Annotated in this window: 11 protein-coding genes and 1 pseudogene; all 12 read left to right on the forward strand. The window is 55.2% G+C overall.

Going from position 1 to position 12,244, the window contains the following annotated elements:
* The first annotated feature begins 8 nt into the window (after window positions 1-8).
* The 12 genes and pseudogenes from hisC (at window position 9) to JFT63_RS20240 (ending at window position 12,244) form a co-directional block, all read left to right on the forward strand.
* Window positions 9-1,121 (forward strand): histidinol-phosphate transaminase, encoded by a 1,113-nt coding sequence (hisC, locus tag JFT63_RS20190; RefSeq protein WP_198844611.1) that lies wholly within the window; start codon window positions 9-11, stop codon window positions 1,119-1,121.
* 28 nt (window positions 1,122-1,149) lie between these two features.
* Window positions 1,150-3,360, forward strand: coding sequence for a bifunctional prephenate dehydrogenase/3-phosphoshikimate 1-carboxyvinyltransferase (locus JFT63_RS20195; RefSeq protein ID WP_233102366.1), 2,211 nt, complete (start codon window positions 1,150-1,152; stop codon window positions 3,358-3,360).
* Entirely contained in the window at window positions 3,357-4,046 is a 690-nt protein-coding gene (gene cmk / locus JFT63_RS20200) for a (d)CMP kinase (RefSeq protein WP_005786302.1), read from the forward strand. Before JFT63_RS20195 ends, cmk begins: the two co-directional genes overlap by 4 nt.
* Window positions 4,047-4,166: 120 nt before the next feature.
* Window positions 4,167-5,852, forward strand: coding sequence for a 30S ribosomal protein S1 (gene rpsA / locus JFT63_RS20205; RefSeq protein WP_005786304.1), 1,686 nt, complete (start codon window positions 4,167-4,169; stop codon window positions 5,850-5,852).
* Window positions 5,853-6,013: 161 nt separating this feature from the next.
* A complete protein-coding gene (locus JFT63_RS20210; RefSeq protein WP_005786306.1) occupies window positions 6,014-6,298 on the forward strand; it encodes a hypothetical protein in 285 nt (94 codons plus the stop codon).
* Between the two features lie 130 nt (window positions 6,299-6,428).
* Window positions 6,429-6,725: an integration host factor subunit beta gene (gene ihfB / locus JFT63_RS20215; RefSeq protein ID WP_003189779.1), complete on the forward strand. Its 297-nt coding sequence runs from the start codon at window positions 6,429-6,431 to the stop codon at window positions 6,723-6,725.
* Between the two features lie 24 nt (window positions 6,726-6,749).
* The gene (locus tag JFT63_RS20220) at window positions 6,750-6,980 is read left to right on the forward strand and encodes a lipopolysaccharide assembly protein LapA domain-containing protein (RefSeq protein WP_198844613.1); all 231 of its coding nucleotides are present in this window, start codon (window positions 6,750-6,752) and stop codon (window positions 6,978-6,980) included.
* Window positions 6,981-7,318: 338 nt separating this feature from the next.
* Window positions 7,319-8,671, forward strand: coding sequence for a Wzz/FepE/Etk N-terminal domain-containing protein (locus tag JFT63_RS20225; protein WP_186562370.1), 1,353 nt, complete (start codon window positions 7,319-7,321; stop codon window positions 8,669-8,671).
* Window positions 8,672-9,101: 430 nt separating this feature from the next.
* On the forward strand, window positions 9,102-9,992 hold the full coding sequence (gene rfbA / locus JFT63_RS20230) for a glucose-1-phosphate thymidylyltransferase RfbA (protein ID WP_186562368.1): 891 nt from the start codon (window positions 9,102-9,104) through the stop codon (window positions 9,990-9,992).
* A pseudogene (gene rfbC, locus JFT63_RS29705) lies at window positions 9,992-10,537 on the forward strand (dTDP-4-dehydrorhamnose 3,5-epimerase); the annotation flags it as partial. The gene rfbA and the pseudogene rfbC, both read left to right, overlap by 1 nt.
* Window positions 10,538-10,570: 33 nt before the next feature.
* Entirely contained in the window at window positions 10,571-10,969 is a 399-nt protein-coding gene (locus tag JFT63_RS29710) for a sugar 3,4-ketoisomerase (protein WP_169718276.1), read from the forward strand.
* Between the two features lie 144 nt (window positions 10,970-11,113).
* Window positions 11,114-12,244, forward strand: coding sequence for a DegT/DnrJ/EryC1/StrS family aminotransferase (locus JFT63_RS20240; protein ID WP_186562364.1), 1,131 nt, complete (start codon window positions 11,114-11,116; stop codon window positions 12,242-12,244).

Consider the following 12,244-nt stretch of genomic DNA (forward strand, 5'->3'; position numbering starts at 1 on the left):
GCTTTGACATGAGTGGCAACTTCCTCGCCCTGGCGCAGCCGGGCGTGCAACAACTCTCGCCTTACGTTCCAGGCAAGCCTGTGGACGAGCTGGCCCGTGAGTTGAATCTGGACCCGTCCAAAATCGTTAAGTTGGCGAGTAACGAAAACCCGCTGGGCCCGAGCCCCAAAGTGTTGGCGGCGATTCGTGAAGAGCTTGCCGAGCTGACCCGTTATCCCGACGGCAACGGTTTTGCGCTCAAGTCGCTGCTGGCGGACAAGTGCCGGGTCGAGCTGAACCAAGTGACCCTGGGCAATGGCTCCAACGACATCCTTGAACTGGTCGGCCGTGCCTACCTGGCGCCCGGTTTGAATGCCGTGTTCAGTGAGCACGCATTTGCGGTCTACCCGATCGTGACTCAGGCTGTGGGGGCTGATGCGCGAGTCATTCCCGCCAAGGATTGGGGGCACGACCTCCCGGCAATGCTGGCGGCGATCGATGCGCACACCCGCGTGGTGTTTATCGCCAACCCGAACAACCCGACCGGCACCTGGTTCGATGAGCAGGCCCTGAACGAATTCCTGCAGGACGTGCCGGAGCATGTGCTGGTTGTGCTGGACGAGGCCTACATCGAGTACGCCGAAGGCAGCGACCTGCCCGATGGCCTGGATTTTCTCGCGGCCTACCCGAACCTGTTGGTGTCGCGCACCTTTTCCAAGGCTTATGGCCTGGCGTCGTTGCGGGTTGGTTACGGCCTGTCCACGGCGGTAGTTGCCGATGTGCTGAACCGCGTGCGCCAACCGTTCAACGTCAACAGCCTGGCCCTGGCGGCCGCCTGTGCGGCGGTGAAGGATGCTCAATACCTGGAAGAGGGCCGTCGCCTCAACGAAAGCGGCATGTTGCAGTTGCAGGACGGCTTTCGCGAGTTGGGCCTGGGATGGATTCCGTCCAAGGGCAACTTCATCTGCGTCGACCTCGGCCAAGAGGCTGCGCCGGTGTTTCAGGGCTTGCTGCGCGAAGGCGTGATCGTGCGTCCGGTGGCCAACTACGGTATGCCGAACCACCTGCGTATCACCATCGGTTTGCCGGCCGAGAACAGCCGCTTCCTGGAGGCTCTGGCCAAGGTTCTGGCCCGTGGTTGATGTCACTGCATTGCAACCTGCTGTGCCTATGATCGGTCGCCTGGTGGTGGTCGGTCTGGGATTGATCGGTGGTTCCTTCGCCAAGGGCCTGCGTGAAAGTGGTCTGTGTGGCGAAGTGGTGGGCGTCGACCTCGACCCGCAATCGCGCAAGCTGGCGGTGGAGTTGGGTGTCGTGGATCGCTGTGAAGCGGACCTGGCAATCGCTTGCCAGGGCGCGGACGTGATCCAGCTTGCGGTGCCGATCCTGGCCATGGAGAAATTGCTCGCCGTATTGGCCGGCATGGACCTGGGGCAAGCGATCCTCACGGACGTCGGCAGTGCCAAAGGCAACGTGGTGCGCGCGGCGCAATTGGCGTTTGGCGTCATGCCGCCGCGCTTTGTGCCGGGTCATCCGATTGCCGGTTCCGAGCAGAGCGGGGTGGAAGCATCCAATGCGCAGTTGTTCCGTCGGCACAAGGTGATCCTGACGCCGCTGGCGCAGACTGATCCGGCGGCGTTGGCTGTGGTGGATCGGCTCTGGCGCGAGCTGGGCGCGGATGTGGAGCATATGCAGGTCGAGCGCCACGATGAAGTGTTGGCGGCGACCAGTCATCTTCCCCATCTGCTGGCATTCGGCCTGGTGGATTCGTTGGCCAAACGCAACGAGAACCTTGAGATTTTCCGCTACGCCGCCGGTGGTTTTCGTGATTTTACCCGGATCGCTGGCAGTGATCCGGTGATGTGGCATGACATCTTTCTCGCCAATCGCGAAGCGGTGTTGCGCACCCTGGACACGTTCCGCAGTGACCTCGACGCCTTGCGTGACGCGGTGGATGCGGGTGATGGTCATCAGTTACTGGGTGTGTTCACTCGGGCGCGGGTGGCGCGTGAGCATTTCAGCAAGATCCTGGCGCGCCGGGCCTATATGGAAACCGCAGTGAATGCCGATGAGCTGACTTTTGTCGCCAACCCGGGTGGCCGCTTGAGCGGATGCATTCGGGTGCCGGGTGACAAGTCGATCTCCCATCGATCCATCATGTTGGGTTCATTGGCTGATGGCGTCACCGAGGTGGAAGGCTTCCTTGAGGGCGAAGATGCCCTGGCGACCTTGCAGGCGTTTCGCGATATGGGCGTGGTGATTGAAGGTCCACACCATGGGCGAGTGACCATTCATGGGGTTGGCCTGCACGGCTTGAAGGCAGCGCCGGGGCCGATCTACCTGGGGAACTCCGGTACATCGATGCGTCTGTTGGCGGGTTTGCTGGCGGCGCAAAGCTTCGATAGCGTCCTGACCGGCGATGCATCGCTGTCCAGGCGCCCCATGAGTCGTGTGGCCAAGCCGCTGCGGGAAATGGGTGCGGTAATCGAGACCGGTCCTGAAGGGCGTCCGCCTCTGACCATTCGTGGCGGGCAGGCGCTCAAGGGCCTGACTTACGCGTTGCCGATGGCCAGCGCGCAGGTTAAATCCTGCCTGTTGCTGGCTGGCTTGTATGCGCAAGGTAAAACCGCAGTCACCGAACCTGCCCCGACCCGCGATCATACCGAGCGCATGTTGCGTGGCTTTGGTTATCCGGTGGCGGTGGAGGGCGCGACGGCATCGGTGGAGTCGGGCCATCGGCTGACGGCTGCTCACATTGAAGTGCCTGGGGATATATCGTCTGCGGCGTTTTTCCTGGTGGCGGCGTCGATTGCCCAAGGCTCGGAGCTGCTGCTTGAGCATGTCGGCGTCAATCCTACCCGCACCGGTGTGATCGATATTCTGCGGCTGATGGGGGCTGATATCACCCTTGAAAACCCGCGCGAGGTAGGCGGCGAGCCTGTTGCCGACCTGCGTGTTCGGGCCGCCGCCTTGAAGGGCATCGAGATTCCCGCGGCGTTGGTGCCGTTGGCGATCGATGAGTTTCCCGTATTGTTTGTTGCTGCTGCCTGCGCCGAGGGGTGCACCGTGTTACGCGGTGCCGAGGAGCTGCGGCTCAAGGAATCGGACCGTATCCAGGTTATGGCCGACGGTCTGCTGGCTCTGGGTGTGAAGTGCCAACCCACGTCTGATGGGATTATCATTGACGGTGGCCCGATGGGCGGCGGTGAAGTGCACGCCCATGGCGATCATCGCATTGCCATGGCGTTCAGCGTGGCCTCCCTGAGGGCGACGGCGCCGATTCGTATTCGTGACTGTGCCAATGTTGCTACGTCTTTTCCGAACTTTCTTACACTGTGTGCCCACGTTGGCATCCGTGTTGCCCAAGAGGCTCAATTGTGAATATCAAAGCACCGGTGATTACCATCGACGGGCCAAGCGGCTCGGGCAAAGGCACCATCGCCGGCATCCTGGCCAAGCGCCTGGGCTGGTGCCTGCTCGACTCCGGCGCGCTGTACCGCCTGCTGGCATTCGCGGCGCGCAACCATGGCGTCGACCTGACCAACGAAGAGTTGCTGACGAAAATTGCCGCCCATCTGGATGTGCAGTTCATCGCGGCGACCGACGGTCAATTGCAACGCATCATCCTGGAAGGCGATGAAGTCAGTGATGTGATCCGTACCGAGAGCATCGGTGCCGGCGCCTCCCAAGTGGCCGCTTTACCGGCGGTTCGTGAGGCTTTGCTACAGCGCCAACGCGCATTTCAGGAGCCGCCGGGCCTGGTGGCCGACGGTCGCGACATGGGCACGGTAGTGTTTCCCGAGGCGCCGTTGAAGATTTTCCTCACTGCCAGTGCCGAGGAGCGAGCGCGCCGCCGCTACTTGCAGTTGAAGGGCAAAGTCGATGGTGTTAGTCTGTCGAGTCTGCTAGATGAGATCCGTGCACGCGATGAGCGTGATACCCAGCGTGCGGTAGCCCCGCTCAAGCCGGCGGCTGACGCCATACAGCTGGATTCCACGGAGCTGTCCATCGAGCAGGTGCTGGAACGCATCATGAGTGAAATCGCCATTCGCGATATCGCCGGGTGATCAAGAAGGCCGCAGGGGACCAGTCATAGTCCTGCGGTGGCTTCTTTTAACTGAAACTGACCCACACCGTCTGGGGTGTGGAGATGGGCGTATTCTTCGCCCTTATCAACAGGAATTAAAATGAGCGAAAGCTTTGCGGAACTCTTTGAAGAAAGCCTAAAAACCCTGAACCTTCAGGCAGGCTCCATCATCACCGGTGTTATCGTTGATATCGATTACCAAGCTCGCTGGGTAACCGTTCACGCTGGTCTGAAGTCTGAAGCTCTGATCCCGCTGGAACAGTTCTACAACGATGCTGGTGACCTGACTATCAATGTCGGTGACGAAGTTCACGTTGCTCTGGACTCGGTTGAAGACGGTTTCGGTGAAACCAAGCTGTCCCGTGAAAAAGCCAAGCGCGCTGAATGCTGGATTGTTCTCGAAGCAGCCTTCGCAGCTGAAGAAGTGGTCAAGGGCGTTATCAACGGTAAGGTTAAAGGCGGCTTCACTGTCGACGTTAACGGCATCCGTGCGTTCCTGCCAGGTTCTTTGGTCGACGTTCGTCCAGTGCGCGACACCACGCACCTGGAAGGCAAAGAACTCGAATTCAAAGTCATCAAGCTCGACCAGAAGCGCAACAACGTTGTCGTTTCCCGTCGCAGCGTGCTGGAAGCAGAGAACTCCGCCGAGCGTGAAGCTCTGCTGGAATCCCTGCAGGAAGGCCAACAAGTCAAAGGTATCGTCAAGAACCTCACCGATTACGGCGCATTCGTCGATCTGGGTGGCGTCGATGGCCTGCTGCACATTACCGACATGGCTTGGAAGCGTATCAAGCATCCTTCTGAAATCGTCAACGTTGGCGACGAGATCGATGTCAAGGTTCTGAAATACGATCGCGAACGCAACCGTGTTTCCCTGGGCCTGAAGCAACTGGGTGAAGATCCATGGGTCGCTATCAAAGCCCGTTACCCAGAAAGCACCCGCGTGACCGCGCGTGTTACCAACCTGACCGACTACGGCTGCTTCGCTGAGCTGGAAGAAGGCGTTGAAGGCCTGGTACACGTTTCCGAAATGGACTGGACCAACAAGAACATCCACCCTTCGAAAGTCGTACAAGTCGGCGACGAAGTGGAAGTTATGGTTCTGGACATCGACGAAGAGCGTCGTCGTATCTCCCTGGGCATCAAGCAGTGCAAATCTAACCCATGGGAAGATTTCTCTGGCCAGTTCAACAAGGGCGATAAAATCTCCGGCACCATCAAGTCGATCACCGATTTCGGTATCTTCATTGGTCTGGACGGCGGCATCGACGGCCTGGTTCACCTGTCCGACATCTCCTGGAACGAAGTTGGCGAAGAAGCTGTTCGTCGTTTCAAGAAGGGCGACGAGCTGGACACCGTTATCCTGTCGGTTGACCCAGAGCGCGAGCGCATCTCCCTGGGTATCAAGCAGCTGGAAAGCGATCCGTTCTCCGAGTACGTTCAAGAGAACGACAAAGGCGCAATCGTTAAGGGCACTGTGAAAGAAGTTGACGCTAAAGGCGCCATCATCACTCTGGCCGACGATATCGAAGCGACTCTGAAAGCCTCCGAAATCAGCCGTGACCGCGTTGAAGACGCGCGCAACGTTCTGAAAGAAGGCCAGGAAGTAGAAGCCAAGATCATCAGCGTTGATCGCAAGAGCCGCGTGATCCAACTCTCCATCAAGTCGAAAGACGAAGTGGAAGAGAAAGAAGCTATCCAGAGCTTGAAAGAAGCTGCTCCGGAAGCTGCTGCTGACACCACCATGGCGGCACTGCTGCGCCAGGCGATGGCCAAGCAGAACTAAGTTCTGTAAAGCTGTTGAAAAAGGGCGACTTCGGTCGCCCTTTTTTGTGCCTGAAATTTGAGGAAGCAACTGCACCGAACGAAGGCGTTCAGCCCACTGTCAGAACTGACTATAGTTTTAAAAAACGGCTATTTCGCGTTGCTGACTCAATAAGGGTTTGAATGAACAGGATTATCGTAATACTTGCATTGGTGGTGCTTGCCGGCTGCTCCTCCACCAGCGCCAAGACCCATGCCAAGCGCGGCGTCAGCGGCATAGAGATCGACTGCTCTGGCTTGGGCAACAAATGGGAGAAGTGCGAGAAGCGTGCCGCCCGTGAGTGCAAGATGCAGGGCTATAAAGTCATCACTCGCTCCAGTGACGCCGAGGACGAAGAGGGTGACTACCTGTTCGGCTGGAACCCGGCAGGCGCAGTGACGCGGACGATGTTGGTGATCTGTAAGTAGGGGGTTGGCTGCTCGCTGAGTGTGTTTATTTAGCCTCAGATAAGTTGACATATGGGCTGTTCAAATTCATCAACTCATGCTAAAACCTTCGGAGCGCTTTTCCTAGCTGCTTGAAAAAGAAGGGAAAAATATGACGAAGTCGGAGTTGATCGAACGAATTGTCACCCATCAAGGGCTGCTCTCATCCAAGGATGTGGAGCTGGCTATCAAGACCATGCTTGAGCAAATGTCCCAATGCCTGGCCACCGGAGATCGCATCGAAATCCGCGGCTTCGGCAGCTTCTCACTGCACTACCGCGCACCACGCGTAGGCCGCAACCCAAAAACCGGCCAATCCGTCAGCCTCGACGGCAAATTCGTGCCCCACTTCAAACCGGGCAAGGAATTGCGCGATCGGGTGAACGAAGAAGAGGAAGAAGGCGTCTGAGTGTCTTTGGGGAAGGAGAAGGGTATGCGTGGGGTTAAGCGCGTTGTTGCGGTATTGATTGCAGTGCTGGCGGCTTTGGTGATTTTGGCGTTTGTGCTGGAGAACCAGCAGGGCGTGGCGCTGTCGTTCCTGGGCTGGAGTACTGCGCAGATGCCGGTGGCGGTGTTTGTGGTGGTGGCTTTGATTGTGGGGATGTTGATTGGGCCGGTGTTGGGGGTGGTTGTGCGTAGGCGTCGGGGTAAGGCGGTGGTTTAGGGGGGTGGTCTTAGCTGGCATTGTGATGGAAATGGGCGGTGTTTGAGACCGTTTGTCAGAAATCTAGTCATGTCGAGCGCTTTGAGTTGCCTGGCTACCTATTCCCGCTGGTTGCGACAGTTCTCATGGGGAATTCAGAAACGTCCGACAGACATGTCAAGACTTGTAATATGCCAAAGAGATGGCAGAATGGAATCTGTTCTCGATAACAGGCATTTTGTGCGCTCAAAATTTGGCAGAGACGCTGGGTTTTGGCGGTCATCCAATTAGAATAAAAAAATACGCAATTTTGTCTGCATAACGAGCCCGCAGTTTCTCTTTGAAGGCAGGTTTTTGTTGTGAGTAGTAGCTTCCGCGTTCCTTCTGTACCTCCCTCTGGCGAAGTTGATATTGCCGCAGTTTTTCATGCTGTTTGGCAGCAGAAAGTCCTTGTTTTATTTGTGTCCGTGGGGATAACACTGGCTGCGGCAGTCTATGCCTTCACTGCGAAACCTGAATACCAAGTAAGTAGTGTTTTGCGTCCTGCGGCCATTAACGAACTGGATGCCTTGAATCGGTCGGAAGTCTACCAATTGCCGCCAGGTGATGCGCTCATCAAAGTAGGTGCATCGTTAGAGTCCTATGAGACCCGACTCAATTTCTTCAGAGCTAACCAGGCATTATTCAAGCCTTTCGAGCGACCAGGGCGCACGCTTGAACAAAGCTTTGATGCCTTCAATCGCGACTCCCTCAAGTTGGTTCTGCCTGACCCGAAAAAATCTGATTCATTAAGTGCGTACATTGGGCTTGGACTCAACTACCCGAAAGGTATCGATGGCGTCAGCGTGCTTAACAAATTTGTTGATTATGCTATCGATGCCGAGCGTGAACAGATCGCCGCTGATTTGAGGGTAATTGTAAAAAATCGCCTGACCGAGCTGGAAGGAAAGATCGAAGCTGCCCGGTCCAGCTACAAGACAGACAAGGATGCGCGAATTGCGACGCTCCAAGAGGCTGATAATCTTAAGCGAGCACAGTTGCAGGACGAGTTGAAAGCCTTGCGCCAGCAGATCAAGACTGCGCGGCAAGACCGAATTGCGCAATTGGGCGAGGCAATCGCGATTGCCAAATCTCTTGGCATCGAGAAACCGACGACACCGTCCGCGCTGGGTGAAAAAACGGGTGGTTCCAGCGAAAGCAGCAGCGTGATGCGAACAGAGATTAATAACCAGCAGATACCGCTGTACTTCATGGGCGTCGAAGCGCTGTCGGCTGAGCGCACGGCGTTATTGCAACGCAAGTCTGATGATTTTACTGAGGGCCGAATTGCCCAAATTGCTCGTGAGTTGCAATTGCTGCAGAGCAATCGGGAAATTGAGGTGTTGAAGCAGCGTCAGAACGAAGACCTGTTTCTTTCGGGGGTAGAGCCCTTGAGGGCCGAAGTCGTACGCCTGAAAAATTTGGGCAATCTCGATATCAGCAATATGAAGCTGGTCACAATAGATCGCAAAGCGCTTGAGCCACTCAGGCCTGTGAGCCCCAATAAAATATTGATACTGGCCATTGGGGTCTTGGTGGGGGGAGTCCTGGGTGTTCTAGCCGCACTGATCAGGCATTTTATCATCAGTGGCCGTCGCGCCAAACAGCAAGAGGTCACGCCTGTGCTTGCCGGCGCTGCAGGTAAGCCATTGAACGAGAGGGTGATATCGTAATTGCGCCCCTCGCGCACCTGGCAAGCCATGATCGTAGAGGTCATGGCTCACTATTGACCCCGGTCTAGCTTTTACTGGGTACCTTCATTTTTCAATAACAGCTCATCTCCCTGTGTTTAGCCCCTGCTGTCCTCCAAGACGTTTTTGGTCCGGTATGCGTGGACCTGTATCACGTCAGGAGGTGGCATATTGCCATTGATTCGATCGGCCTCCACCCCTACAAGACTTTTCACTGTTCGTTTTGTTGATGGGGGGGAGCGCTGTATCATCACGTTCTTTGTGACGCTCGTGAATGCTGTGTCGGTATAGGAAGGGCTTGCTCTGACATGGTGTCAGCTGTGGCTTGGGATGAGTCGTATTTTGTCGGTAATAATCGAGTAAGCCTCCGCCCGTATGTGGGGGATCTGAACGTTAAGGATGTGTTTTAGATATGACAATGTTGAAGCGTAAGGGGATCATTCTTGCCGGAGGTGCGGGCACCCGTCTCTACCCTCTGACGCTGGGCGTGTCTAAGCAAATGCTCCCCATTTATGACAAGCCGATGATTTTTTATCCGCTGTCGGTGCTGATGCTGGCAGGCATCCGTGAAATTTTGATCATCTCGACGCCCGATGACCTGCCAGGATTCAGGAAATTGCTGGGTGATGGCAGCCAGTACGGTGTGCACCTAAGTTATGCCGAGCAACCCAGTCCCGATGGATTGGCACAGGCATTCATCATCGGCGAGGAGTTTATCGGCACAGATCCCGTATGTCTGATCCTTGGCGACAATATTTTCTACGGCCAGCATTTTTCCGACAATCTCCGATCTGCTATGTCGCAGGCGTCCGGCGCTACGGTGTTTGGCTATCACGTATCAGATCCAGAACGCTTTGGCGTGGTTGAGTTTGACCACACCGGGCGTGTACTCAGTATCGAAGAGAAGCCCGCCAAGCCCAAGTCGAACTATGCGGTCACGGGGTTGTATTTTTACGATAACCAAGTGGTGGAGATCGCTAAAAGCATTCGCCCCTCTTCACGTGGTGAGCTTGAAATTACCGATGTGAACCGTGTTTATCTTGAACAACAAAGTTTGACTGTCGAAATGTTGGGCCGAGGCTTTGCTTGGCTGGACACTGGGACACATGAGTCACTGCTGGAGGCGAGTCAGTTTGTGCACACCATTGAGCACCGGCAGGGCTTGAAGGTGGCTTGCCTTGAAGAAATCGCTTTCAATGCCGGCTGGATCTCGCCAGAACAATTGGCGACCCAAGTGCAGCACTTGAGCAAGACGGGATACGGCCAATACCTGCAGAACCTTCTGACTGAGCATAAGAGCTGATGAAGTTTATAGAAACCAAGCTGGCCGGTGTGGTCATTATTGAACCTAAAGTATTCGCGGATGACCGTGGATGGTTTATGGAAAGTTTCAATGAGCCGTTGTTCCACCAACAACTCGCCGAGTTTGGTCACCCCATTCCGCGCCCATTTGTGCAAGACAATCACTCCTGCTCAAAAAAGCACGTCTTGAGAGGGCTTCATTTTCAGCGTGATCCTCATGCCCAAGGCAAATTGGTCCGAGTTACTGCAGGTAGCGCCTATGACGTGGCGGTGGATATCAGGAAAGGCTCGGAAACATTTGGTCAGTGGCTGGGGGTTGAGCTCTCCGCAAAAAATGGCCGGATGCTTTGGATCCCAGAGGGGTTTGCACACGGCTTTTTGGCGTTGGAGGACAATACTGAGTTTCTCTACAAGACCACAGATATCTATTCCAAGGCTTGCGAGCAATCGATCAACTGGAATGATCCCGCCATTGGCATCCAATGGCCAGTGACTGAAGGGTTGATCATCAGTCAGAAGGATGAAGAGGCACCGTTGCTCTCGCAAGTAGTGTCTTCTGTTTCGGTACTGACAGGCAATGTGACGTCGAGTGAGTTGCAAGTAATTGGCGATGATCGTGGCAGCCTGATTGCCCTGGAGCAAGGGCGTGATATCCCGTTCGACGTCAGGCGAGCCTATTATATTTTCAATACCAAGGCGGGTATCAGCAGAGGCTCGCACGCGCATTTCAGGTTGGAGCAGTACATTATCTGCTTGTCAGGCAAATGCAGAATTCTGATCGATGACGGCGTGACGCAGGAATCGATATGGCTGGATGCCCCGAATAAGGCCATTCACATCAAGAAACTGATTTGGCGCGAGATGCACGACTTCAGTGAAGATTGCGTTTTGCTGGTATTCGCAAGCAATCATTACGATGAAGGCGACTATTTGCGAAATTACGATGATTTCATGCGTGCGGTGAAACGATACGCTTGATTGAGCAAGACGCTTGATGCGATCCGGGGTTGGAAAGCCAGCCTTAAATAAGGCAGGCCCATCAAGCGGCTACAGATTGCGGGGCGCAGCAACCGCTGCGCCTTCATGCACCTAATAACGAAGCACCGACGTCAGGTATTTTTGATGATTCCATTTCTCGATTTAAAATCATTGAACGCGGCTCATCGTGAAGAGCTCATTGAAGCTGCGACACGTGTCATTGATTCGGGTTGGTATATTCAAGGCGAATGCCTCAAGCGCTTCGAGGAAGAGTTCACGGCGTACACTGGTGCCCGCCACACGGTGGGGGTTGCGAACGGTCTGGATGCATTGATCTTGACCATCCGTGCCTGGAAAGAGCTGGGGAAGCTCAAAGATGGCGATGAAGTCATAGTGCCAGCCAATACTTACATTGCCACATTGCTGGCCATCACCGAGAACAAGCTGACGCCGGTTTTGGTTGAGCCTGACGCAGACACCTATAATTTGTGCCCCAAGAATATAGAACGAGCGTTGACTGACAAAACTCGATTGATCATGCCTGTGCACCTCTATGGGCAGTTGGCTGACATGCCCGCAATCGATGCAATTGCCAAACGTGAGAACCTGCTGGTGCTGGAAGACTCTGCTCAAGCTCACGGGGCGCAAGTGGCAGGCAAGAGTGCGGGCAACTGGGGTGATGCGTCCGGATTCAGTTTTTACCCAGGCAAGAACCTAGGGGCGTTGGGAGATGCAGGGGCCATTACCTCCAGTGATGCCGAACTGGTCAATATGATTCAGGCACTTCGAAACTATGGTTCTCATGAGAAATACAAGAATCTGGTGCAGGGCGTAAACAGTCGGCTGGACGAGATTCAGGCTGCCATGTTGAGCGTGAAGCTCAAATATTTGCAGGGTCAGATCGAGGCGCGTCGACGCGTTGCCGCTATTTATATGGCGGGAATAAAGAATCCTTTGATCAAACTGCCATTGGATACGAGTGTTGATGTGATGAATCATATCTCGCACGTGTGGCATCTTTTTGTAGTGCGATCCGAGGTGCGAGAAGCGCTGCAGCGTCATTTGACTGAGTCAGGTGTTCAAACATTAATTCATTACCCAATACCACCTCATCAGCAACAGGCCTATGCGAAGTCGGACTTTTTCAATAAATCATTTCCTATCACAGAACGCATTCACCGGGAAGTATTAAGCTTGCCGATCAGTCCGGTGATGACCGACGCTGAGGCTCAGCGTGTCGTTGAGGCCTGCAATAGCTTTTCTGTAGACGCCTGA

This window comes from Pseudomonas sp. MF7453 (genome assembly GCF_016405455.1).
Classification (GTDB): domain Bacteria; phylum Pseudomonadota; class Gammaproteobacteria; order Pseudomonadales; family Pseudomonadaceae; genus Aquipseudomonas; species Aquipseudomonas paralactis.

Coding starts and splice junctions, on each gene's coding strand:
- hisC (WP_198844611.1), top strand. CDS start 9: ATGAGTGGCAACTTCCTCGCCCTGGCGCAGCCGGGCGTGCAACAACTC.
- JFT63_RS20195 (WP_233102366.1), top strand. CDS start 1,150: ATGATCGGTCGCCTGGTGGTGGTCGGTCTGGGATTGATCGGTGGTTCC.
- rpsA (WP_005786304.1), top strand. CDS start 4,167: ATGAGCGAAAGCTTTGCGGAACTCTTTGAAGAAAGCCTAAAAACCCTG.
- JFT63_RS20210 (WP_005786306.1), top strand. CDS start 6,014: ATGAACAGGATTATCGTAATACTTGCATTGGTGGTGCTTGCCGGCTGC.
- ihfB (WP_003189779.1), top strand. CDS start 6,429: ATGACGAAGTCGGAGTTGATCGAACGAATTGTCACCCATCAAGGGCTG.
- JFT63_RS20220 (WP_198844613.1), top strand. CDS start 6,750: ATGCGTGGGGTTAAGCGCGTTGTTGCGGTATTGATTGCAGTGCTGGCG.
- rfbA (WP_186562368.1), top strand. CDS start 9,102: ATGACAATGTTGAAGCGTAAGGGGATCATTCTTGCCGGAGGTGCGGGC.
- JFT63_RS20240 (WP_186562364.1), top strand. CDS start 11,114: ATGATTCCATTTCTCGATTTAAAATCATTGAACGCGGCTCATCGTGAA.